Source organism: Leuconostoc pseudomesenteroides KCTC 3652, assembly GCF_014634745.1.
GTDB lineage: Bacteria > Bacillota > Bacilli > Lactobacillales > Lactobacillaceae > Leuconostoc > Leuconostoc pseudomesenteroides.
This window is the reverse complement of sequence record NZ_BMBP01000002.1, coordinates 66,894-91,431: the sequence shown is the minus strand read 5'-3', so window position 1 is coordinate 91,431 and position 24,538 is coordinate 66,894. Positions and strand designations below refer to the sequence as shown.

Annotated in this window: 24 protein-coding genes; 20 read left to right on the top strand and 4 right to left on the bottom strand. The window is 37.9% G+C overall.

Annotated elements, in window-relative coordinates; genetic code table 11:
- Positions 1-4 precede the first annotated feature (4 nt).
- From IEU65_RS02765 to IEU65_RS02705, 14 genes are all read left to right on the top strand, one after another.
- Positions 5-1,378, top strand: a complete 1,374-nt coding sequence (locus tag IEU65_RS02765) for a class II fumarate hydratase (RefSeq protein WP_147651663.1) — start codon at positions 5-7, stop codon at positions 1,376-1,378.
- Between the two features lie 15 nt (positions 1,379-1,393).
- Positions 1,394-3,001, top strand: coding sequence for a malolactic enzyme (locus IEU65_RS02760; protein WP_147651661.1), 1,608 nt, complete (start codon positions 1,394-1,396; stop codon positions 2,999-3,001).
- Positions 3,002-3,119: 118 nt separating this feature from the next.
- A complete protein-coding gene (locus IEU65_RS02755) occupies positions 3,120-3,971 on the top strand; it encodes an NAD(P)H-binding protein (protein WP_147651659.1) in 852 nt (283 codons plus the stop codon).
- A gap of 89 nt (positions 3,972-4,060) precedes the next feature.
- Positions 4,061-4,495: an Rrf2 family transcriptional regulator gene (locus IEU65_RS02750; RefSeq protein WP_147651657.1), complete on the top strand. Its 435-nt coding sequence runs from the start codon at positions 4,061-4,063 to the stop codon at positions 4,493-4,495.
- A 173-nt stretch (positions 4,496-4,668) separates the two neighbouring features.
- Positions 4,669-5,526 carry a DUF2721 domain-containing protein gene (locus IEU65_RS02745; RefSeq protein ID WP_148423872.1) on the top strand — a complete coding sequence of 286 codons (858 nt, stop codon included), beginning with the start codon at positions 4,669-4,671 and terminating at the stop codon, positions 5,524-5,526.
- Between the two features lie 13 nt (positions 5,527-5,539).
- Positions 5,540-5,710 (top strand): hypothetical protein, encoded by a 171-nt coding sequence (locus tag IEU65_RS02740; RefSeq protein ID WP_168441494.1) that lies wholly within the window; start codon positions 5,540-5,542, stop codon positions 5,708-5,710.
- Entirely contained in the window at positions 5,706-7,013 is a 1,308-nt protein-coding gene (locus tag IEU65_RS02735) for a glycosyltransferase family 2 protein (RefSeq protein ID WP_147652050.1), read from the top strand. Before IEU65_RS02740 ends, IEU65_RS02735 begins: the two co-directional genes overlap by 5 nt.
- A 20-nt stretch (positions 7,014-7,033) precedes the next feature.
- Complete coding sequence (locus tag IEU65_RS02730) at positions 7,034-8,182, top strand: glycosyl hydrolase family 8 (protein WP_147651653.1); 1,149 nt, start codon at positions 7,034-7,036, stop codon at positions 8,180-8,182.
- Positions 8,175-9,278: a non-hydrolyzing UDP-N-acetylglucosamine 2-epimerase gene (wecB, locus tag IEU65_RS02725; RefSeq protein WP_147651652.1), complete on the top strand. Its 1,104-nt coding sequence runs from the start codon at positions 8,175-8,177 to the stop codon at positions 9,276-9,278. The genes IEU65_RS02730 and wecB overlap by 8 nt, the downstream gene beginning before the upstream one ends.
- 252 nt (positions 9,279-9,530) lie before the next feature.
- Positions 9,531-9,653 carry a hypothetical protein gene (locus IEU65_RS10440; RefSeq protein ID WP_004913832.1) on the top strand — a complete coding sequence of 41 codons (123 nt, stop codon included), beginning with the start codon at positions 9,531-9,533 and terminating at the stop codon, positions 9,651-9,653.
- A 145-nt stretch (positions 9,654-9,798) separates the two neighbouring features.
- Positions 9,799-11,172, top strand: coding sequence for a sugar porter family MFS transporter (locus IEU65_RS02720; RefSeq protein WP_168441493.1), 1,374 nt, complete (start codon positions 9,799-9,801; stop codon positions 11,170-11,172).
- Positions 11,173-11,196: 24 nt separating this feature from the next.
- Positions 11,197-12,216: a polysaccharide pyruvyl transferase family protein gene (locus tag IEU65_RS02715; RefSeq protein ID WP_147651648.1), complete on the top strand. Its 1,020-nt coding sequence runs from the start codon at positions 11,197-11,199 to the stop codon at positions 12,214-12,216.
- A gap of 69 nt (positions 12,217-12,285) precedes the next feature.
- Entirely contained in the window at positions 12,286-12,942 is a 657-nt protein-coding gene (locus tag IEU65_RS02710) for a sugar O-acetyltransferase (RefSeq protein ID WP_228934291.1), read from the top strand.
- A 23-nt stretch (positions 12,943-12,965) separates the two neighbouring features.
- Entirely contained in the window at positions 12,966-13,439 is a 474-nt protein-coding gene (locus tag IEU65_RS02705; RefSeq protein WP_168441492.1) for a GNAT family N-acetyltransferase, read from the top strand.
- A gap of 25 nt (positions 13,440-13,464) precedes the next feature.
- On the opposite strand, the gene IEU65_RS02700 is transcribed toward IEU65_RS02705, so the two are convergent.
- Together IEU65_RS02700 and IEU65_RS02695 are read right to left on the bottom strand one after the other, a co-directional pair.
- Positions 13,465-14,034: a GNAT family N-acetyltransferase gene (locus IEU65_RS02700; RefSeq protein WP_147651644.1), complete on the bottom strand. Its 570-nt coding sequence runs from the start codon at positions 14,032-14,034 to the stop codon at positions 13,465-13,467.
- Positions 14,035-14,141: 107 nt separating this feature from the next.
- Positions 14,142-14,672: a GNAT family N-acetyltransferase gene (locus tag IEU65_RS02695; RefSeq protein ID WP_147651643.1), complete on the bottom strand. Its 531-nt coding sequence runs from the start codon at positions 14,670-14,672 to the stop codon at positions 14,142-14,144.
- Between the two features lie 126 nt (positions 14,673-14,798).
- Between IEU65_RS02695 and IEU65_RS02690 the strand changes: the two genes are divergently transcribed.
- Complete coding sequence (locus IEU65_RS02690; protein WP_147651641.1) at positions 14,799-16,001, top strand: ATP-binding protein; 1,203 nt, start codon at positions 14,799-14,801, stop codon at positions 15,999-16,001.
- A gap of 78 nt (positions 16,002-16,079) precedes the next feature.
- Here IEU65_RS02690 and IEU65_RS02685 read toward each other — a convergent pair whose 3' ends face one another.
- On the bottom strand, positions 16,080-16,760 hold the full coding sequence (locus IEU65_RS02685) for a YjjG family noncanonical pyrimidine nucleotidase (RefSeq protein ID WP_168441491.1): 681 nt from the start codon (positions 16,758-16,760) through the stop codon (positions 16,080-16,082).
- A 90-nt stretch (positions 16,761-16,850) separates the two neighbouring features.
- Here IEU65_RS02685 and IEU65_RS02680 point away from each other — a divergent pair, with 90 nt between their 5' ends.
- The 3 genes from IEU65_RS02680 (at position 16,851) to IEU65_RS02670 (ending at position 19,249) form a co-directional block, all read left to right on the top strand.
- Complete coding sequence (locus IEU65_RS02680; RefSeq protein ID WP_168441490.1) at positions 16,851-17,525, top strand: cyclic nucleotide-binding domain-containing protein; 675 nt, start codon at positions 16,851-16,853, stop codon at positions 17,523-17,525.
- A 62-nt stretch (positions 17,526-17,587) separates the two neighbouring features.
- Positions 17,588-18,097, top strand: coding sequence for a GNAT family N-acetyltransferase (locus IEU65_RS02675; protein WP_188352226.1), 510 nt, complete (start codon positions 17,588-17,590; stop codon positions 18,095-18,097).
- A gap of 138 nt (positions 18,098-18,235) precedes the next feature.
- Positions 18,236-19,249 (top strand): zinc-binding dehydrogenase, encoded by a 1,014-nt coding sequence (locus IEU65_RS02670; RefSeq protein ID WP_168441488.1) that lies wholly within the window; start codon positions 18,236-18,238, stop codon positions 19,247-19,249.
- Positions 19,250-19,388: 139 nt separating this feature from the next.
- Here IEU65_RS02670 and IEU65_RS02665 read toward each other — a convergent pair whose 3' ends face one another.
- Positions 19,389-20,723 (bottom strand): amino acid permease, encoded by a 1,335-nt coding sequence (locus tag IEU65_RS02665; protein WP_168441487.1) that lies wholly within the window; start codon positions 20,721-20,723, stop codon positions 19,389-19,391.
- A gap of 106 nt (positions 20,724-20,829) precedes the next feature.
- Between IEU65_RS02665 and IEU65_RS02660 the strand changes: the two genes are divergently transcribed.
- Together IEU65_RS02660 and IEU65_RS02655 are read left to right on the top strand one after the other, a co-directional pair.
- Complete coding sequence (locus IEU65_RS02660) at positions 20,830-21,735, top strand: LysR family transcriptional regulator (protein WP_168441486.1); 906 nt, start codon at positions 20,830-20,832, stop codon at positions 21,733-21,735.
- Positions 21,736-21,936: 201 nt separating this feature from the next.
- The gene (locus IEU65_RS02655) at positions 21,937-24,252 is read left to right on the top strand and encodes an HAD-IC family P-type ATPase (protein ID WP_242455645.1); all 2,316 of its coding nucleotides are present in this window, start codon (positions 21,937-21,939) and stop codon (positions 24,250-24,252) included.
- The last annotated feature ends 286 nt before the right edge of the window (positions 24,253-24,538 follow it).

The following is a 24,538-nucleotide window of genomic DNA, read 5'->3' as shown; positions in this document are numbered from 1 at the left end:
TAGCATGGCATATCATATTGAAGAAGACGCCATTGGTCCAGTTAAGGTTCCAAATGATGTCTTGTGGGGACCACAAACACAACGGTCACACGAAAATTTTAAAATCGGTGGGCGAATGCCATATCCAGTCATTAAGGCAATTTTGCACATCAAAAAGGCAGCTGCTTTAACGAATGCTAAGCTTGGTGAATTATCACAAGCCAAAGCTGATTTGATTGTTAAGACTGTCGACGAATTATTGACGGGTAAATACCAAGATCAATTTCCATTAGTCGTTTATCAAACAGGGTCGGGCACGCAAACTAATATGAACGTGAATGAGGTCATTGCGCATCTGGCCGCTAAAATACAACCGGATTTGCCTTTACTACCAAACGATGACATCAATCATTCGCAAAGTTCAAATGATACATTTCCTACTGCAATGGCGATTGCCGCGTTCTTGGAGACTGTCAAATTGTTGCCCATTCTCAAACATGTCAAAGCAACATTTGATCAGAAAGCGCAGGACTATAAAGATGTCATTAAAATTGGTCGCACACATTTACAAGATGCAACACCGATGACTGTCGGACAAGAAATTTCTGGCTGGGCATCGGGTATCCAGCATAACATCGATTATTTAGAATTAAATTTACCAACATTGCTTGAATTGCCCATTGGGGGAACAGCGGTAGGGACAGGATTAAATACGGCGCCAGATTATGATGTTGAAGTCGTTAAAAAGCTTGCTGAACTTTACGGCGTTTCCTTTGTGAATGCACCGAATAAATTTCAAGGCATGGCTGAACATTCCGGTCTCAATATGGTTCACTCAGTCTTAAAAACGTTGAGTGCTGACCTAGTCAAAATCGGAAATGATATTCGTTTTTTGGCGTCAGGACCTCGTGCCGGATATGGTGAATTTAATATTCCAGCCAATGAGCCGGGTTCTTCTATTATGCCTGGTAAAGTAAATCCTACACAAATTGAAGCGCTAACAATGGTTGCTGCTACCGTGTTTGGACATGATGCCACAATTAACTTTGCCGCATCACAAGGTAACTTTGAAATGAACGTCTATAAGCCTGTCATCATTGCAACGTATCTTGATTCTGTGAGTCTGTTACAGGAAAGTATTCAATCATGGGACGATAAATTAGTAGCTGGGTTGACCATTAATCCAGATAGAATGAAGGCTTTAGTGGATCAGTCGTTAATGACTGTTACGGCATTATCACCGCATATTGGTTATGAAACATCAGCACATATCGCTCAAAAAGCACAAAAAGAGGGAACTACACTGCGTGAAGCGGCAATTGCTTCTGGTAAAATTACGGCCGCGGATTTTGATAAATGGGTTGTGCCAGCTGACATGACACATCCGCGTATAAAGTGAAAAGGAGATCAGGACATGACAAATATTTTAAATGATGCTTTTAAAAATAAAGGTACAGCCTTTACACAGGCAGAACGTCAACAATATCATATTGTTGGTCAATTGCCACCGGTTGTTCAGACAATTGCACAACAAGCTGCGCAGGTATACGCACAATATCAAACTAAGACATCAGATATTGAAAAACGCAAATTTTTAATGCAAATTTTTGACACGAATCGCGTGTTGTTTTACAAAGTTTTTTCGCAGCATGTTGTTGAATTTATGCCAATTGTTTACGATCCAACAATTGCTGAGTCAATCGAGAATTATTCGGAAAATTATGTTGATCCACAAGAGGCAGCATTTTTGGATGTCAACCATCCTGAAGCGATTAAAGAAACTTTACTTGGTGCAGCAAATGGCCGAGATATTAAATTAGTTGTTGTCACCGACGCTGAAGGTATTTTAGGTATTGGCGATTGGGGCGTTAACGGCGTTGATATTTCAGTCGGCAAGTTGATGGTATACACTGCTGCAGCTGGTATCAATCCAGAAAATGTGTTGCCAATTGTGATTGATGCTGGTACAAACAATCAAAAATTGCTTTACGATCCACTATACTTAGGAAATCAGCATGAACGTGTTCGTGGTTCAAAGTACGATGATTTCATTGCAAAATTTGTTGATGAAATTGAATCCGCATTTCCAAATGTTTATTTGCACTGGGAAGACTTTGGACGTTCAAATGCAGCACGTATTTTGAAACAATACCAAGATAAAATTCTAACATTTAATGATGATGTTCAAGGCACAGGCATTATCGTTTTGTCAGGTGTTTTGGGGGCAATGAAGCTGACAGGCAAAAAACTAACTGATCAAACTTATGTCACTTTTGGGGCCGGATCAGCGGGCGCTGGGATTGCAAACCAAGTTTATACTGAAATGGTTAAACAAGGATTGAGTGAAGACGAAGCCCGCAAGCACTTCTACATGGTTGATAAGCAAGGATTGTTGTTTGATGATGATGATACCTTGACGCCTGCGCAACAACCATTTGCTCGTTCGCGCTCAGAATTTACTAATGCTGACGAACTCACCAATCTCACTGCGGTGATTAAAACAATTAAGCCAACCATTTTGGTGGGCACGTCAACCCAACCAGGGACTTTCACCGAAGAAATTGTTCGTGAAATGACTAGCTATGTTGATCGACCAATTATTTTCCCATTATCTAACCCAACCAAGCTCGCTGAAGCAAGTGCACAAGATTTGATCAAATGGAGTCAAGGTAAAGCATTAATTGCAACTGGTATTCCAGCCGCTGACGTGACTTTTGAGGGTGTAACTTACCAAATCGGGCAAGGCAATAACGCTTTAGTTTATCCAGGTTTGGGATTAGGCGCGATTGCAGCACGTGCAAAAGTATTGTCGCAGGGCATGATTTCAGCAGCTGCGCACGCATTAGCTGACACTTTAACAGACGATAGTACGGCTGTTTTGCCACCTGTTTCTCATCTGGATGAATTTTCAGAAATTGTTGCTGTTGCCGTAGCGCAAGTTGCCATTGATGAAGGCATCGCACAAGGCGTGACTGATGCTAAGGCAGCGGTTGCAGATTTGAAGTGGTTACCAGAATATTAGATAGATCATATTAAAGACCATTATGGTCTTTTTTTGTTTTTTAATAACTTGTTGTTTTAAAAACAACAAGTTGTGTTATAATAAATTATAAACTTTTTTATTACGAAAGGAATTTATCATGGTTAAATATGCAATTACTGCTGCTACTGGTCGATTTGGCCGCGCAGCTGTGTCACACTTACTAACGCTTGTTGATAAAAAAGACATTGTACTAATCGCGCGGAACGCAGAAAAGGCTAAACAAGCTTTCAAGGATATCGAAGTACGTGAGGCATCTTATGATAGCGAATCAGCTATGACGAAAGCGCTGTCGGGTATTGATCGGGTGTTATTTATTTCGTCGCAGCCGGGTGGAGAAGTGCCACGGTTAGTACAACATCAAAATGTTGTCAATGCTTTAGCAACTAATCATGTGTCATTTGTTGTTTATACTAGTTTTCCGCATGCTGACGAATCTGAGAATTTCTTAGCGCAAGACCACCGTGGGACGGAACAAGCCATTGTGTCGGCCAAATTATCGCACGCATTTTTGCGAAACAACTGGTATTTAGAAAATGAAACGAGTTTTTTGCAAGCTGCTGCTAGTGATGCTTCTGCTTATTATTGGGCAGACAAAAAAGTAGGGTGGGCATTAGAACGTGAATATGCAGAAGCTGCAGCGAACGTCTTAGCTAATGGTGCTGAACGAGAAATTTACGAATTATCTGGTCCTTCGATTAACTTTGCAACACTTGGTGAGACAGTTAAGAGCGCTTTCAATGCGTCATCTAGCATTCAGCAAGTTTCTGAAAGTGAGTATACGTCACAATTAGAAAAAAATGGTTTAGATCATGACACAGCACTTATGGTAACATCATTTCAAACACCCATTGATGATGGCTCATTAGCACACCCTAGTGATGACTTGCCTCAAATTTTGGGACATGATTTGACGCCTTTATCTGAAGCAGTGAAAGAGATTATCAGATAATTAGCAAGTTGTCTAGAAAAAATGACATAACAACCTGTGTTATGTCATTTTTTATGCGATACTTATTAGGAAGGAAGTGAGGTCAGCTGATGCGATTTTCATATAAATTAAGTGATGCAATACACATCTTAGCTTTCCTGGATATTTATCGGGATGGCGATTTATCTAGTAAAATGATTGCGGCCAGCATTGGTGCCAACGCTAGTGTTGTCCGAAATTTAATGAGTGAGTTACGAGAAAGTGGGTTTATTACCACAAGACAGGGCGCGGTAACACCGATGTTAGCCAAGTTACCATCAGAAATCAGTCTGTATGATGTCTATATTGCGATTAGTATTGACCATAATTTATTACATATTGATCCAAAAACTAATCCAGACTGTATTGTTGGTGGCAATATCCAACAAACACTCAATGGTATTTATTCCGAAATAGAAACGACAGCATATGATCGCATGAAGAGCGTCAACATTAGTGATGTGATAAAAGATATTTTGGTATTACAGCAACACAAAACGAAATAATATTCTAAATAAAAAACACATATTGTACCTTTGAATGCACAATATGTGTTTTTTGTTTCCTTTTTAAATAAGATTATTGACCATATATCGTATATATTATATAATGTTTTCAGTAATATATAACGCGATTAAAACTATTATATACAGATACGACGGATTGACTGGAGCATGTGATGAAACGAATAAAAATGATTAGATTTGGGACATTAACGATTTTTTTAATCGCTATGACCATAGTGAGTTTTATGCTTTTGGCCGATATGAGCACTAATAACATCACTGTTGCAATGGCGGCACTGATTCTATTGGCCGTTGCTTCAGGTCTCTTCATCCCCAGTGTTTTATTGTCTTGGATGGTGGTACTGATTTTAGCAGCAGGTATATTTACACTGACAATTGGGTATCCATTAATTTCTAATTTTACCCGAATTGTTGTGATAGCTGCATATCCAATATTAAGTTTTGTCACCATTTTAGGTCGTCATTTTATCGGTGATTTGGGCTGGATTGCAACGAATCGTGCCAACATTGAGGCTTACGTTGAACATTATGATCCAGCCGTCAACTTCCAAACCTTGCACACCGCCAGCAATACTTTTTCAAAATCAGCTGAGTTTATTCAAAAACAAAATAAATTAGAGGTTTGGATTGATGTAACGGCTGTTCAATGGTCGCATCATGAACAATATAAACAGTTTCATGCATCTGAGTATGCTGAAATACTATCAGCTATTCAAACTATTTTAAAACAAGATCGTTTGCCGGGTGAATCAATTTATTACGTTGACAATGCCACATTTTTGATTATTTCGCATACTGTGTCGGAAACCAATTTAATGCAACTGAATAATAATGTCAACGACCAATTAGCAACAATCATGGTTGACGGGTTTAAACCACAATTTAAAACGGCGACAATGCATATTAATGAAAAAAATATTGATAAATATTCTAGTTTAGATTTAGCTATGAACAAACTTTACCGTCAAATGGAGACAGACATTATCGTTGAATATATGCAAAAGCATTAACAGGAGACATGATATGATTAACTTTTTTTATTTCTTTTCAATTGCTGTGAGCATTATCTTTTTCATTATAATGTTAGTTTTATTGTACTTCATGTGGATTATTTATGATCGTGTTGAGACCACGAAAGTGAATTTGCATTTGCGCGAGTTAAAGGCCAGAGGTGACTTGAATGCAAACGATTAATCAGCTATTGATGATTGTGACTTTGATGTTAATTTGGTTGTCACTGTTCATTTCATTTGTCATGTTAAGTGGGGCAATTCATTTTTGGTTTAAAAATAGCCATCGTATTATCGAGACACCAGCGTTGTCACGCTATCCACTTATAACAGTTGTCGTACCTGCGCATAACGAAGAAATCGTGATTGAAAATACAACACGAGCATTGTTAGCACTTAATTATCCAAAAGATAAAGTTGAATTGTTACTATACTCAGACAATTCCACGGACCACACAGCAGATCGCATGCGTCAGGCTTTCGCCGATGAGCAGCACGCAGGACGCAACTACAAAATAATTGAGCGAACGGGTACAGGTGGTAAGGCCGGGGTTTTGAACGATTCTCTCAAAATTGCCCGCGGTGAATTTATTGCCGTTTATGATGCAGATGCCATGCCAGAAAAAAATGCATTATACTTCCTAGTTCAAAAAGCACTGGAAAATCCGGACCGGTATATGGCCGTATTCGGACGTAATAAAACTAGAAATGCTGATCAAAATTACTTAACTCGCTTCATTAATCAAGAAATTATGGTCAGCCAACGTATTCAACACATTGCTATGTGGCACATGTTTAAAATTGGTCGAATTCCAGGAACCAATTTTATTATTCAACGTGATTTTGTTGACAGCATTGGTGGTTGGAGTGACGGTGCTTTAACAGAAGACACCGATATTTCGTTTAAAATTATGCAAAGTGGTAAACTAATTGCTCTTGCATACAACTCTGAAGCCTTTCAGCAAGAACCAGAGCATCTTAAAGATTATTATTTTCAACGCCTTCGATGGGCAAAAGGTAACTATCAAGTCGTTCTTGATAACTTTAAAAATTTGTTTAACAAGAGTAATTGGCGCGTTAAGTTTGAAACATTCTACTTTACATCGACATTTTTTATCTTTAATTCGGCAGTCATTCTATCAGACATCATTTTTTTGGTTAATTTTGGATTTATGATTTGGAGTTGGTTTGATCCCAACACGCAAATGCCATTTACATTTACACAAGGCAATACGCAGATATCACAAGTGCTCGTTTTTAATTGGCTTTTGATGATCCTACTGTATATGTTACAAATCAGTATTGCTTTGGCTTCGCAATTTGGTCAGACTACGGCTAAATCAGTTCGAATTGCTTTGGCATCATATTTCACATATTCGCAACTGTTTATTATTGTTTCTGTACACGCTGTATTACAGGTTTTGATGGATAAGATATTTAAAAGGAATGGCACACGTTGGGTTAAAACAAAGCGATTTGAAGATTAATCAAGTAGGAGGTTATCAAAATGAAATCCAACAAGTATCCAGTTATATTAAGCCTTTTAATTATTTTGGCTTATATTGGTGTCCTAATTGCATTAAGAATAAATCACGAAACAGACGTGAAATACAAAGCATATCAGGATTGGCAACATCAATTTATTGTCAAGTATAATTCAAAACAAGACTTGATTAATACGATTAAAAACAAAAAGAAACCGGTAGCTTTGTCGGAGGGACAAGGTTATGGCATGCAAATTATCGCTAAAGCGGGCCAAAAAGGTTGGGCGAAACAATCGCAATTTGAACGATTACTAGCCTATTATTTGGAAAATCGTATTACAGTAAAAACTGATAATAATAAGGCTGAAAAAACCTACTTAATGTCTTGGCAACAACAATATAACAAATCTCAAAAGTGGGTGGGCTCCGACCAATCAGCAACTGATGGCGATTTATATATTGCGCAATCATTATTAACGGCCGCTAAAACATGGCCACAATCTGCTTCAAAGTACCGTAACTTAGCAAAAAAGATAGCTGATGATATCTTGAAATATGAATACAACCAGAAAGATAAATTTTTAACAACAGGAAGCTGGGTAACTAAATCTTCTGATTATTATCAAATCATGAGAACTTCCGATGTCATGCCGAGTGTATTTGACAATTTACACGAAGTGACCAAAGATTCAACTTGGCAGACAGTCAATACCAACATGTTGCAATATTTGTCTGATTTAAGTGCTAGGAACCAGAGCGGTTTGTTACCGGACTTTGCGGTAGTGAGCCATTCAAAAGCAAAACCTGCTAAAGCCAATAGCGTTGCGGGTGCAAATGACGGAGATTATTCTGCCAATGCTTGTCGAGTACCGATGATGTTGGCCGATTCGTCGGATAAGCAAGCAAAAAAGGTACTGACTAAGCTCATGAATTTTTTCAAAAAACAAAGTACCATTAGCGCTGGATATACGTTAAAGGGTAAATCCTTAAATAGTCAAACGATGGCTAGTTTCAACGCACCGATTTATTATGCAGCCTCTGTTAATCACGACTATGGCTACGATATTTTATTTAAGAATCAGAAAATCATATTATCTGATTCAATGGCAGATTTGCATTATTACGACGCAACACTCACAGTTCTTTCAATCTTAGGAGGATTAAATGATTAAAGTTATGTCCGTCTTTGGCACGCGACCAGAGGCAATCAAAATGGCACCAGTTATCAAAGAAATCGAAAAGACATCTGGTATGAGCTCAATTGTTGTTGTGACTGGACAACATCGAGAAATGTTAGATCAAGTTTTGGATTTGTTTGATCTGCATGCAGACCATAATCTCGACATTATGGAAAAAAACCAAACATTGACGACGATTACAACTAAAATTTTGTCTCGCTTAGATGTGGTAATCGACCAAGAAAAACCAGATTTTGTTTTAGTCCATGGGGACACAACGTCAACAATGGCAGCTAGTTTGAGTGCGTTTTATCACCAAATACCTATTGCGCACGTCGAGGCCGGCCTAAGAACATGGGATAAATATTCGCCTTATCCTGAAGAAATGAATCGACAACTCACAGATCGTTTGTCAGATATTTATTTTGCGCCAACAACTTTGAGTGAAGAAAACCTGTTAAAAGAAGGCATTCAATCGTCTAAAATTGCTGTGACGGGTAATACTGTCATTGATGCCATGCAATATACGATTGACAAAAGCTATAACCACGATGTCTTATCCCAAATCCCATCAGATCATAAAATAATTTTATTAACGATGCATCGTCGTGAAAATCAGGGACAACCAATGGCTAATGTTTTCCAAGCTGTTAATGAACTGACGCAATTACGTCCTGATGTGGATGTGATTTACCCAGTTCATTTAAGCCCAGCCGTTCAAACCTTGGCTCATGATGTTTTTGATAATAATTCTCAAGTGCATTTAATTGACCCTCTGAATGTTGTTGATTTTCACAATCTAATGTCACGAAGCTATTTTGTGATGACTGATTCGGGTGGTGTACAAGAAGAGGCGCCTTCATTAAATAAACCAGTTTTGGTGTTACGTGATGCCACAGAGCGGCCTGAAGGGGTTGATGCGGGAACGTTGAAAGTGATTGGTACAGATAAATCCGTTGTCTTATCCAATATGTTAGCATTACTGACTGATAATGTCCTTTATCAGAAAATGGCAATTGCCAAGAATCCATACGGCGATGGTAAAGCCAGTCAACGAATTGTGTCAATTTTACAACACTATTCGGATTGAAATTAAACCAACAGATTTACAGAGGCTCGAAAATTGTTAAACCAATTTTTGAGCCTTATTTTATTGCTTATTTAACCAAAGTGGTATTATTAATGTAATCGCTAATACAAGTGGAAGGAGACATGAGTTTTATTTGAAACACGAATTGTTTTGGTGACTTAATAAATGGCCGTGAACGCGATCACCGCTAATTATTCAGTCACCTGTTACAAGAATTATTGATTTCAAACTGGATGAATGGAGAATATTTGTATGTCTGAAGAAGAAAAAATTGATGTTAAATCACAAAACAAGAAGGATGATCCTGAGTCAACTGACAAAGAAAATGTCTTTGACCATAATCCTAAAAACGCTGATTACAAAAAGGCGGATTAAGCTTAATTCGAATAAATGAGTAACTAAGTCTTTAATTTGTTTCATACAAATGAGGCTTTTTTATAAACACTTTTTGACATCTCGCTGTTATTAAAGTGGTTAGATAGGAAAAAGCGAAAACAAATAAAGGACAGAATTGATAAGTATGCAAAACAAAACAAATAAAAAAGTTAAACTTAATTTTTTGAATTATTGTGTTTATGTTATTTCCTTAGGTGGCTTCCTATTTGGTTATGATACTGGTGTGATCAACGGTGCCTTAGCTTTTATGAGTCGATCAGACCAACTAAATCTAACACCATCATTACAAGGCATTGTTTCAAGTTCACTAGTAATCGGTGCCTGTATTGGTGCACTAGGGTGTGGTAAAGTAGCTGACAAATTTGGTCGTAAAAAAACGTTGCGATTGATTGCGATTATTTTTACGGTGGCAACTGTACTGTGTGCAGCGGCTATAAATTTTTGGTCTATGTCAATCTTTCGGTTTGTTCTCGGTATTGCAGTTGGTGCTGCATCGAGTTTGTCACCAATGTATTTGGCAGAAATTTCGCCGGATAACTTACGAAGTGCAAATGTTAACAAAAATGCTATTTTTATTGTTCTTGGGCAACTTTGTGCCTTTGTTGTTAATGCCATTTTAGGCAATATTTGGGGTGATTGGGGACCTATCTGGCGTGTGATGGTTCTATCGGCGGCCGTCCCATCTGTGATTTTATGGATTAATTCATTTCGTATTAGCGGTAGCCCCCAATGGCTATTATTCAAGCGACGTTTCAATCGCGCCAGACAGTTGTTCCGTCGTTTGGGATTTAAGAATACAAATTCACTTATTAAAAGTGAAACTGAAGCGATTGAAGAATCAGATGACCAGGAATTTAGCTGGTCGCGCGCACTGCAAAATAAAACATTACTGTACCTGTTAATTACTGGTATTGTAATAGCATTAATTCAGCAAATTTCAGGTGTTAATACGGTCATGTATTATGGCACTATTTTACTTGAAAAAGTTGGTATGGGTGAAGGGGGATCACTTTATGCAAATATCTTAATCGGTGTTGTGTCTGTGATTGCAAGTATTTTTGGTACTCGAATGATTGAAAAAACTAATCATCATCGGATATTGATTATCGGTTTAATTGGTAACGTAGTCTTTTTGGCATTGTTAGGTGCTATTCTGAAATCGACTATATTCTCTCAAACTGTCACAAATGCATTAGTATTGATTGCATTGACGCTGTTTTTGGCGAATCATCAAGGTATCGTCAGTCCTGTCACTTGGTTGTTGTTGGCGGAAATGTTTCCCGGAAAAGTTAAAGCACAATTCATGTCCGTGGCAACCGCGACAACATGGATTACTAATTTTTTCATTAGTTTGATTTATCCGCAGTTGATTGCGTGGTTAGGCACAGCGGTTGTCTTCTTTGTGTTTGCAGTAACAAATGGCATCAGCATAATATTATCGATTCTATTTGTTAATGGTCGCAAAATGTCTCATGCTTATCAAAATGCTAAATTATAATATATCAAAGGAGTAGTTAGTCAAATGGCAAATTTTTATGTTGATACAACCGCAGTTGTCCACGAAATTCCTGACAATGATCGGCCAAAATTTTATATGTTTGGTGTGCCTAGTTATACTAACATGGGCGATCAAGCTGTTTCATTAGCAGAACGACGATATGTCGAAAATGAATTTCCAGAATATCAATATATTGAAATTATTGAAGAAGATGACGATTACGCTATTCCAGTCATCCAAGAACATTTACAGCCCAAGGATATCATTGCTTTTACTGGTGGTGGTAACATGGGAAATTTGTATCATAATCATGAAGAAGCGAGACGTAAAGTCTTTTCAACTTTTGTCAATAACTTGACGATTTCATTTCCACAGTCAATCCATTTTGAAGAAAATGAGGACGGTGAGGTTGAAAAGAAAAAAAGCCAAGCAGCATATCGCATGAATCCCAATCTTGTGCTTGTTGCACGTGATGCACAAAGTTTTCATCGCATGCAAACAACTTTCGATAATCCAGTCATATTTACACCTGACATGGTGCTATATATGAATGCTGTTGATCTAAAATTCAAACGTCACGGCGCCTTGTTTGTGCTACGTCACGACTCTGAGAAAGTGGTTAAGCAAAGTACAATTGATAACATCAAAACAATGCTTGGGACAGAACGTCCAATTGACCGTGTTGATACTGTTTTAGACGATCCACAAAAAATAACACCAGTTACGCGTGAAGCTCTCTTTGACGCAGAACTAGAGTTGTTTTCACATCAAGAAATGATTATCACCGACCGTTGGCATGCGATGGTTTTTTCTGTATTAACAGGTACGCCGTGTTTACTATTTGGTAATAGTTATGGCAAAGGTAAACATGCATACATTGACTGGTTAGAGCATGTGAACTGGATTGATTATACTGATGAAACTGACATTGACCGCATTAAAGAACTCATGCGTTATCTCGTAGCACAAAAACGGCATGATTATGATGTTAAAAAGGATTTCAGGCAGCTACGCGATTTGATTGAAAATTATGCAAAAAAGTAGGTTCAAATCGTTCAGTGAAGAAATGAAACGACAAGGCAATAAGCAGACGTGATGAAAGGCGATTAATTTATGAATGAAAAAGATGATATTCAATATCAACGAATGATTAGAGGCGATTTATATCATCAAGATGAAGCTTTGTTTGAACTGAATATGCGTGCAAGAGATAAAATTTTTGAATATAATCAGCTCAGACATCGTGACTTAAAGAAACGTCAAGATATTTTAGAAAGTTTATTAGGTGAGACGGGTAAAAATATTTTTATCGAAATTCCGCTACAAGTTGATTATGGTTTCAATATTCACGTTGGTGACAATTTCTTTGGTAATAATAATTTGACGTTGGCTGATGCTGCACCAATTCACATTGGAGACAATGTTTTAATTGGACCTTACACAGGCATTTATACTGGTGGTCATAGCATTGATCCAGATTTAAGGACTAAGGAAGGCGCCGAGTATGCATTTCCAGTTACAATTGGTGACAATGTCTGGATTGGTGCTAATGTCACAATTACACCAGGCGTCACAATTGGTGAAAATTCAGTTATTGGCGCGGGCAGTGTCATCACAAAAGATATTCCTGCCAATGTAGTCGCTTTTGGCAATCCTGCTAAGGTTGCGCGTGAGATTAATGAAAATGATAAAACCTATTATTACAAAAAACACAAAACGCCTGAAGAGTTTCTTGATAAATTAAATCGTGGTGACTATTTTTATCGTTGAGTATGATAAAATGGTGGCATCAAATGATGAAACGGGGCACTAATACTGTGACTAACCAACCATTTTTTCAAAAATTTACAACTGCAAATAAGCAACTTTATCAACAAAATATTGATTTGAGAAATGCTGTTTTAAGGGGGCCTCTCGGCAAATTAATTACACCTGAAGAAATAGTGATTGAGCAAAATAATCAGTTTTATGGCATTACGGTCGCTGATGTGTTGGTGGCAACATTTTCAACTTACCAAAAAAATACCGCTACCGTGCGTTTAGTATCTTTTGCTGTCGATATGTCATATCAACAGCAGGGACTCGGATCACGATTGTTTCGCTGGGCACTTGATGATTTCAAAAAGCAAGGCTATCAACAAGTCAGCTTATCAGCGCGTGCCTCAGCGCATAAATTCTATTTAAAACAGGGGTTTAAAGACGTAGGGAACCCAACGACAAATCAATATCTTGGCGTAATAGACTTTGATATGCAGTATATGATTTAAACACGAAAAAAAGCAAAGAATGAAATTATTCTTTGCTTTTTTTATCGTGTTTTTCCCACTCTGAACGTAATAATGACCATTCGTTCATATCTGCAAATTTACCATTGTTGTATAAGATGTCGTCACGTTTAGTACCATCCAAATGACAGTTTAATTTTTGAGCAACGTGATTACTAGCGTCATTATTAACGTCGACATTTATAATGATCTTGCGTAGGTTGTATTCTGTGAAGCCAATTGTTAGTAAAGCCGTGACGGCACGATGCATGATGTTTTTGTGGTGCCATTGATTGCCTAGCCAATAGCCGATTTCTGAATGTTGATGTGCTTTATCAATTCGATTAAAGCTGACCATACCAACTGGCTGATTACGATAACGGATCACACAATTTAAAGAATCCCCCGTACCGAAGTGCGTTAGCGTTGTTTTTAGAAACTGTTTTTCATCATCTGCAGAGCGGAGCTGATCAGCCCACGGCAACCATTGGGACAGGGTAGTACGGCTGTCTTCGACTAGCGCGTACAATGCTTCTGAATCCTGATCTGGTAAGGGCAATGATAGACTAACATCATCGTCATATTTAAAGCTGAACACAAATAAATCTCCTTAAATTAAAATTTTATTTGAAATACATAATAGATGACATTATAAACTAATAAAAGTTGCTTGTAAACTTGAAAATAAGAGGTGACGGACACTCTCTATAGTTCGTTTCTCAAAATACCGTACTTAACTGAATCATAATACTGATTATGCCAATACCTTACTTTTCTAATCACACCTTCTTTTGTCATGCCCACTTTATCACCCAATTTTTGCATACCGATGTTACCAGACCATGTTGTGAAACCAATATGTGGTAAGTAATCAAAAAGCGTAAACATTTCATTAAGCCACTGCTTTAAAGCAACGCCACCAATGCCCAACCCCCATTTATTGGCGTCATAAATCACAATACCAACTTCTAACCACTGTTTTAGTTTACCATCATCCCAATACGCTGAAACCAATCCAACAATTTCACCGTTATAAATAATCAGTTTTACCATCGGGTTATTAATGTTGGCCGGATAAAAGCGCTGATAAAAATCTTCCCAATTCAGGACTGGATCGTGGAAGTACGGACCGTTTAGGCTCATCCATTTCAAGTCAGCCGATGGACCATAGCTGATTTGCCAAAAATCTTGCAAATCGTGTGTTTCAATTGTTTTTAATGTGATTTCAGAAGCCATAGGTTAATTCTCCACTCCTTAGTACTGTTATCTATTTTACACTATCTCTGAAAATAATCGTTTGCTGTTTTTTTTTATGGCATATAGTGGTACGATTACCTTGTTTTAAACTAAGGGGGATAACAAGTGGAAACAAGATTTGAAACATTATTTTTTAATCGCGTTAATCAACAATATGAACCGGTTAGATTGGACAGTTTGTTGGCGCAACATCTTTTGATTACTGGTGTAACTGGTAGTGGCAAGTCTACAACGGCACTAGCGATTATGATGGGCATGAAGACATTTCACCAAAATCTAATCATTCTTGATCCAACGGGAGAATATCAATCAATTCCAGATTCAAGACGTGTTGTACTTGGAAGGGATAGTTTTTTGGATATTAATCATTTGAATGCCAATGAAATTGGCAAAATGTTAAATATCACTCATCCCCAATTATTGTCAAAATTACCACTTGCGATTGAAAGCTTGCAAATTTCACGTAATGTTCTCAACTCGCCGTCAGTTTATAAAAAAATTAATAGAACAAGGGACAGTCATCAATTTAATCTCAAACGTTTGAGCATTGCTAATAAGGACTTCGATCTCAATCTGATTGCTGATCAGTTAGTTGAAGAATTTGTCATCCCCAGAAATGATGATAAAGCCGATTTCACGTTGCTTGGGCAGCAATATGATCAAGACATGATACAGCGTGTTTGGTCTGACTTGGAGACATTACGGCTGACGTTACGCGCAATGAAGGTGACTGAATTGCCGGAAGACAGCAGTGATAATCATGTTGTTCACTATGATGTTGGCTATTTAATTAATTTGTTTGTAACCCACCAAGCTTCAGAACAAAGCCTAATCATTGATTTATCTGAATACGCAAACGACATACATTTTAGCCAAACTTTAATAGATATTTTAACGCGTGAAGTGATGCTTAATCGACAGCGCTTTCCACAGCAATTTCCGGTTGTCATTTTTATTGATGAAGCACATCGGTATCTGCCCAAGGTAATCGCAGCGGACAATGGCATTTTTTCAATTTTACGTGAAGGCCGCAAAGTTGGTGTCGATTTGATGATGAGTACACAAAGTCCACTGGATTTATCCGCAAAACTAATCGGACAATTTGGGAGCCTAATTTGTCATCGATTAGGTAGTCCAGAGGAAATTGACGCGCTGCCACCAGCAATACAGAATTCTCGCCTAGCGTTAATGGCATTGCCAGTTGGGGAAGCCTTTTTAAAAATTGCGAATTCATCTGCTGTTAAGTTAGTTCAAATTACACCGGCTAGTGTCGAGCATAATACAAATAATATTTCATTTGACATTTAAAAACAGCTATTGGTGGAACGCGCAAAGACGTTCCGCTACTAGCTGTTTTTGATAGACGATAACTATTTTGGCTTGCAATCACAATATTAAGTCTAAAATATCCTGATAGTCATTTGCGATGTAGGTGGGAGCTGATTTGCTGGTGGTTTGATTTTGATGGGGATTGTACCAGATACTTTTCATACCAACGGCATTAGCGCCAACAATATCGGCTGAAAGGCGATCACCAATCATCACAGTGTTGCTGATGTTTCGGTCAGGATTATTGTCTAAGATTGTTTCGAAAAATTGAGGCTCCGGTTTTCGGTAACCGATTTCTTCAGAAATAAAAATTTCATCAAAATAACTGTTGATTCCTGAACCAACTAATCGCTCATGTTGTGTTTTTGCAACACCGTTTGTCCCCACAATTAGTCTAAATCCATTTGATTTGAGTTGTTTTAATAGATTTGTGGCGCCAGGAATAACGTGAAAATTATGGTTAAGATGGTCACGATATATTTGCTCCAATTGTTGACCGTCGGACTTAATATTTAATTGATTTAGGGTATCAGAAAACCGGCGATTCAATAGTGGTTGTGCTGCATCACCAGATTCGATTTGCTGCCAAACAGCAGCATTGACTCGGCCATATATTTTGAAGGCTTCTTCTATATCGGGGGCACCGGCATTTTTTAAAATACTACGAACACCTTCATATTCACCACGTTGAAAATCTAGTAAGGTGTCATCTAAATCAAAAATGATGTTTTTAATCATGATTATTCTCCTAAATGATTGATGTTATTCTTAGTATAACCAATGTGATATAATCCAAATATGCTAAATCGCACATTAGGGAGGTGAATTATGATTACATCAACCATGATTGAACAGTACAATTTAAAAAATTTATCAAAGGACGTGTACAAAAATAGTGAAATTTATTATTTTAAGAATGGCGATATTATAACTAGTTCTGAAGAAAATCAAACACAAAAAAGGCTTCTATTATTACTTCAAGGACGAGCCAAGGTCATTTTTTTATCCAATGACGGTGAGAGCACACTGCTAGAATTTTTGAATAGAAATGATTGGATTGGTGAGTTAGAGTTAGTCGGAGTCACTACTAGCTACAAGCAGGTAGCATCTTTAGGAAGCAGCGTTTGTTTAGCAATTCCGCAAGCAATAGTAACTAAATATTTGATTAATGATGTTGCTTTTTTACAACAATTTAATCATTATTTGGCTAATAAAATTATCAAACGTACTGATTTGATGTTGACTGCTAAAGCGTATTCATTTAAGGAAAGATTAGCGACTTTTATGCTGAATGATGCCTATAACTCTGAATATAGTGAACCCCATCAACTGGTTATGGAATATTTAGGCATCAGTTATCGACATCTTTTGTACACCTATAACCAACTTGTAGACGAAGGATTCATTGATAAAATTGGTCGTAATAAGTATAGATTAAACATGCAACGTATAGAATCACTCATTATTACTCCAACAACAAGTGATCATGCCGAGTTGCAATAATTCAAAATGGTCATTTTAGTAGCAGAATTGTGACACAATATAAAACATACGAAAGGGATGCCATGTCAAATATAACAATTAGAAGCGCAAACATAATTGATGCTTTGCCTATAACTAACGTGCACATTAAATCATGGCAGGAGACGTACAGCAATATTTTTTCGAGTTATTTTTTAAATCACTTAAATTCGGAAACACGAAAGACTGGGTGGCAAGAAACGTTAGCTGACGAAGAAAAGCAGGTTTACGTTGCTGAAGTTGAAAATCAAATTGTTGGATTTTGTTCCATTGAGGTTAGAGAATATCATGAGGAAAATTGTGCTTTTTTAGCAACACTTTATTTACTGCAACAGTATCAAAAACAAAGGATTGGGGAGCAATTATTTTTAGTAGCAAAAAATAATGTACGCAGACTTGGGTACCAAGATATGTACGTCGAGGTATTAGCTGAAAATAATGCCTTGTCATTTTACCGTAAATATGGTGGCGAGATTGTTGACAGCTGTGATATTAATAGTGCGCATCAGGAAAAAATAAAAGCATATATACTAAAATTCTCGATTTTTGAGTAAAACCATGACAACATCAGGTGTCATGGTTTTTGGGGGTAGAAAAAGGGTTACTAGTTCAATTAATTGACAATAGCTAATGCTTGGTATATATTCTATTTGTAATTACGTAAGCGCTTACATAGAAAAGGAGAATTTTTGATGAAAGCAATCGTTATTTCTGGCAAAGAAACTATTGATTTGAAAGACTTACCCACACCCGAAAAGAAGTCGGGAGAAGTCATATTTAGTCCCAAATACATTGGCATTTGTGGCTCGGATCTTCACTATTTAGCTGACGGTTCGGTGGGGCAGTCAGTTATTCGCGAACCGCTGATTCCAGGACATGAAATCAGTGGGGTACTTGATGAATTAGTTACGATCGATGGTAAGACTATTCCAGCGGGGACCAATATAACAGTTCATCCAGCGACATTTGGTGACAAACAGGACCAGCTTGCAGAACGTCCTGAAATTTGGCCAAATGGGCGGTACTTAGGATCGGCGCAATATATGCCACATACACAAGGCGGGATGGTTGAAAAAATGGCTATTCGTCCAGATCAAATTCGTATCGTGCCAAATAACTTGTCATTAAAATCAGCTGCTTTGGCAGAGCCATTGGCTGTTGGGTTGCATGCTATCAAGTTGGCGGAGGGTGTGAAGGATAAACGCGTCTTGGTTTCAGGTGCTGGTCCGATTGGTTTGTTAGCTGCCGGGGGCGCAGTTGCATTAGGTGCTAGTAATGTCACCATATCTGATGTTTTAAACGCGCCGTTAAAACGTGCTGAAGCTTTAGGAGTGAATCACACGATTAATGTTGCGACAGATAATTTACCAGATAATGAATTTGATTTAATTTTAGAATGTTCGGGCGCTGCACCCGCCATCAGCGCTGCTTTCAAAGCAGCGGCTTTAGGTGCAACGATTATGCAGGTTGGCATGATGATTGATCAAAATATTTCGGTGAACATTTCCGCAATTAATGGGAAAGAATTAACCTATAAAGGTAGTTTTCGTTTTAATGACGAGATTGATTTAGCGCTTGATATTTTGTCTCAGAATCCTGCAATTCAGACTGTTGTGACGCAAATATTTCCAGCGAGCGACTTCAGGGAAGCATTTGCGATTGCCAAGGATAGTAACCAATCAGCAAAAGTTTTAATCGAAATGTAAGAAGCAAAAAGGTGTTCGCCGCAAAGAAAAGAATTGTGGCGAACACCTTTTGTGTATGGTAAATTATGTGTTCGTAACCGAGACAACAATCACGCCATAAGTGAATATCGTCAACGATACGGTTGTAACTGTTTGAAAATTATTTTTTTATTTTGACAAAACTAATTGTGAAAAGTATCAGGAACCAGCAAACTGCCAATAAAGTTGTTAACATGGTTGCCTTTGAAAATAATAAAATAAAAAATACAAACAACAAAAACAATATGGTGAGATAACTTGAGAATATGCCACCCGGCATTAGAAATTTTTTGCCACCATTCAAAAAATCCTGAGAGTGTCGGTACTTGATGTGGGTAAGTAAAAGAAAAATATAGATAATAATAAATGTCGCTGACGCAGTGGCTGTGACTAATCCAAAAGCATCTTTTGGGAAAATCATGTTAACTAAAATGACAGAAGCAACTAAAATTGCTGATACGGTGATACCGCGCATTGGAATGAAATGTTGATTCAGTCGATTAAAAAAACTTTGTTTTGGTGATAAAGAAAAAATCATACGGCCAGTTGTGAACAAAGCACTATTCAGAGACGAAGCAGCGGCTGTCAAAATGACAAAATTAATGATTCCGGCTGCTGCAGGAATACCTATTCCTGAAAAAACTTGAACAAAGGGTGACATGCTTGCAGTGTAATTGGTCCATGGTTGAATTGTCATAATAGCGAGTAAAGCACCCACGTAGAAAATGAGAATTCGAATAATGATGGTGTTGATAGATTTTGGTATTGTTTTAAGCGGGTTTTTCGTCTCTGCGGCCGTTATGCCAACAAATTCAACACCTAAAAATGCGAAAAATGCCATCTGAAAAGCCGACAATATGCTGTTACCATGATTAGCTACTAAGCCATGCACCCATAAAGTTGATAATTTAGTTGTGCCTACTTCACTATGAATATGAAAAACAACCATAAATATGCCAATACCAATCATTGATAAAATGGCAATTATTTTTATCAGAGCAAACCAAAATTCTGTTTCACCGAAAGCCTTAACTGCGAAAATATTCATGCTATACAAAATGACAAGAAATATCAATTCCCACAACCAAGCTGGTGATTGTGGTAACCAAAATTGCATGTACTTGCCAATCGCTGTTAATTCTGCCATGGCAATAATGGTCCAACCTAACCAGTAGGTCCATCCCATAACGAATCCCACGCGATTACCCAAATATTTTTTCATAAAACCAATAAAAACCGTTTGATTTTGATCGGATAGCAAGAGTTCACCCAGTGCCCGCATCATTGAAAAAATAAAAAAACCGCTGATCATATAGATTAAGATAATAGATGGTCCAGCTTTTTGAATTGAATCACCAGCGCCCAAAAATAGACCAGTGCCGATTGTACCGCCCAGGGCAATCATGTTGATATGACGACCAGATAATGTACGTGATAATTTGTTAGTTTGTGCCAATTTATTTTCCCCCAATCACTATGTTATATATTAAAGTATCTTGTATAATTAATAAAATTAAACTTTTTCAATTTTACATGAAAAAAAGTATTCTAAGGAGTGTATCATGTCAACCTTTTCTTATCACGTCTTTGTTTCGGTAGTGCGTTATGGGTCTTTTTTTCACGCCTCACAACTGTTAAATGTAACACCGAGCGCCGTTAGTCACTCTATCAATCAACTGGAAGAGCAGTTAGGGTTTCCGCTTTTTTTGAGAAGCCGTTCGGGCATGACTTTGACCTCTGAAGGTAGTCAAGTGCTGCCATACATTCAGCAATTACTGTCGGATGAGGCGACGCTAATGCAAATTAGTGATGACATTAAAGGACTACAATCAGGTTCAATCAAAATTGGCGCTTTTAGTAGTGTCTGCATTAATTGGTTACCTCACATTTTAGGCGTGTTTTCCAAAAAATACCCAGAAATAGATATTTCAATTGTGCAAGGTAGTTTTGAAGAAATTACGCAATATATCAAATCTGGGGAATTGGACGTCGGCTTTACAACGTTGCCCGTCAGTGAAAATCTTGACGTCATACCACTCTTAGAAGATCCAATTTATTGTGTGACACCAGAAGGGTTTGTACCAAAGAATGGCCAAACTATGACAGAACAAGATATCGTGAATCACAAGTTTATTTTACAGAAAGTTGATTATGACAGAGACACAAAGCTAATTTTAGATTATTATCGTGTCGAGCCAAATGCCATCAATTTTTCAATTGATGATCAGTCGATTATTGCAATGGTTGAAGCAGGTATTGGGTTGGGTATATTACCAAAATTGGCATTGCAAAAGAATCCTGGAAACATAGCAATAATTCCCTTTGAAAAGCCAGCCAGCCGAAAAATTGTGTTAGTCACCAACAAAAGTAAAGTAGCCTCACCATCAGTGATTGAACTCGTGACTGAAATCAAACACTTTATTGAAAAAACGTACAACACTAAGGTAACTCCGAGTGATGAAAAGTAGATGTATTTTTGTTGGTGCTAGTTTGCGAGTACGCAATACAAAACTTGTGATCGACGTGCATTAAATTTGCAATAAAAAAAATGACATGATAAAATTTAAAGACAATTAACAGTTCGTTCATTTTGATTTCACACCCTTGCGGGAGTAGCGGCGCATATGCGTGGGAAACTGACTAACTAGGCACTTGATAAAATAAAAAATATGTTGTCGGTTGAGGCAACTGTTATAAGAAATAGTGACCGTTTTGATGTTCCTGCTCGTGAATTGGTCTTGGGCGATTTAGTTTATTTGGAAGCTGGCGACAACGTCCCAGCTGATCTGCGTCTTATTGACGTTGATAATTTACGTATTCAGGAATCTTCGTTGACAGGGGAAGCAGACTCTGTTTTAAAAAATGAACAAATTTTAGCAGCATCTGTACCTCTAGCTGAGCGTAGTAATATGGCTTATGCTTCGACGGCTGTCACTAATGGTAGTGCAACTGGTATTGTTGTTGCAACAGGCGTTGATACACAAATTGGTCAAATTTCTCAGAGTGTGGCTGATGTTTCAGGTAACAAGTCACCATTGACCAAAGAGTTAGATGCCCTAGGGCGTGGCATTTCATGGCTCATCATTGCCGTAGCTGCAGTTATGTTTGTATTGGGGTGGGCGCTTAATATTTATGATTTGCCAACTTTAGTAATGGCGATTATCGCAATGATTGTTGGTTCAATGCCTGAGGGACTGCCGGCGGCAACCTCAATTATTTTGGCGACAGGCGTGCAAAAGTTAACTAAAAAGCATGCAATTGTTAAGACATTACCAGCAGCTGAAACGCTTGGTGCCGTTGATATTATTGCTTCTGACAAAACAGGTACACTGACCAAAAATGAAATGACTATCCAAGATATTGTCATTGATGAAAAACATTATACGGTCACTGGAACAGGCTATGCACCAGAGGGCGATATTCAAATCGATGGGCGAGTGGTTGATGCTAAAAAAATCAGCAAGCTAGAGATGTTTCTGACTATGGGTCAGCAGGCTAATGATACTTTCCTTACGGAAGAAAATGGTGCGTGGGAAATTAATGGTGAGCCAACCGATGCAGCATTTTTATCCGCGTACTATAAAGCTTTTGGTCCAAAAGAACCAAAATTAAATGAAATTGACCGTATTCCTTTTGATTCAGATTATCGTTATATGGCACGCTTATCTGAAAATCAACAGCAGCATCGCTTTATTGCAATTAAAGGATCCCCTGACAAATTATTTGATTTAGCAGAGAATAGTACGACATTCCGAAGAAAATATTGGTCTGATTTAGCAGCAAAATTTGCGCAATCTGGTAAAAGAGTCATTGCCGTCGGTTATGCTGATGTTGCAGATGATGTTAATGAAGTGACACACGAAAGCTTAAAAGCTAGTGGTATCACGTTCTTGGGGTTAGCCGCAATTATTGATCCGCCACGGCCAGAAGTTATTGATGCTATAAAGGATATGCGTCAAGCAGGTATTCACGTTAAAATGATTACTGGTGACAGCCCTGACACAGCTAAAGCAATTGGGCAGCAGTTAGGATTGGCTAACAATATTCAAACCATTACAGGATCTGAAGTTGAAGCAATGACTGATGACATGTTGGCTAGTGTCGTGACAAAGTATGATGTTTTTGCTAGAACAACGCCACAAGATAAATTGCGCATTGTTGCGGCATATCAGGCAAATGGACTAGTGACAGCCATGACGGGTGATGGCGTTAACGATGCACCCGCATTAAAGCGGGCTGACATTGGTGTTGCGATGGGTGTCAAAGGCACCGATGTTGCCAAAGATTCAGCAGACATGGTTTTGGCTAATGATGATTTTTCAACCATTAAAACAGCGATTGCTCAGGGGCGCCGTTTGTACGACAACATTCGTAAAACGATCTTGTATCTATTGCCAACAAGTTTTGCTGAGGGATTGATTGTTGTGTTCAGCATTTTGTTACAACAACCAATGCCGTTAACAGCCACGCAACTTCTATGGATTAACATGGTTTCTGCGCTGACATTACAGTTGGTCTTTATATTTGAACCCGCGGAACCCGGTTTAATGTCCCGTCCGCCACGTAAAACATCAGATAAATTAATGAGTCGATATGATGTATTTCAAATGGTATATGTTAGTGTTATTATTGCTGCCGTTGCACTCGCAGTATTTGAATACTTAGACAGTATGACTGGTTTTGCCGTGGCCAGTACTATGGCGGTTAACGTTATTATTTTTGGAAAGATTTTTTATCTGTTTAATATTCGTACCGCTGCGCCAGCACTTAGCCGATCATTTTGGACAAACCCTATGGCATTTGGCGCGATTGGCGCGATGATTTTCTTACAAATTATTTTCACTTATGTCCCTTTCATGCAAGGTGTTTTCTCAACGTCAGATCTTTCATGGCAACATTGGGTTATTATTTTGATAACAGGTTTGATTGTTTTGGTCGTGACAGAATTGGACAAATATCGACGTATGCTTAGAAGTAAAGCATGACAAAAATATGGAACATTATAAAAGTGTTGCATAATTCTAATAAAAGATTTACAATGTATTTAATCTAAAAAACGTCATAAACCGTTGAGATGGAGATCAAACCATGTGTGCACGTACAGGGAGCCCTTGTTACTGGAAGTAGGGCCGAACGCAACATGGCAAATGGACCATTGAGGGTTGGTTGAACAAGAGAAATCTTTAGTACTGCCAAACGTGAGATCTACGTCAGTGATCAGGTTATTGTTAGATAACTGTTGAGACGCGTTTTAATTCGAGTGGTTTTTTA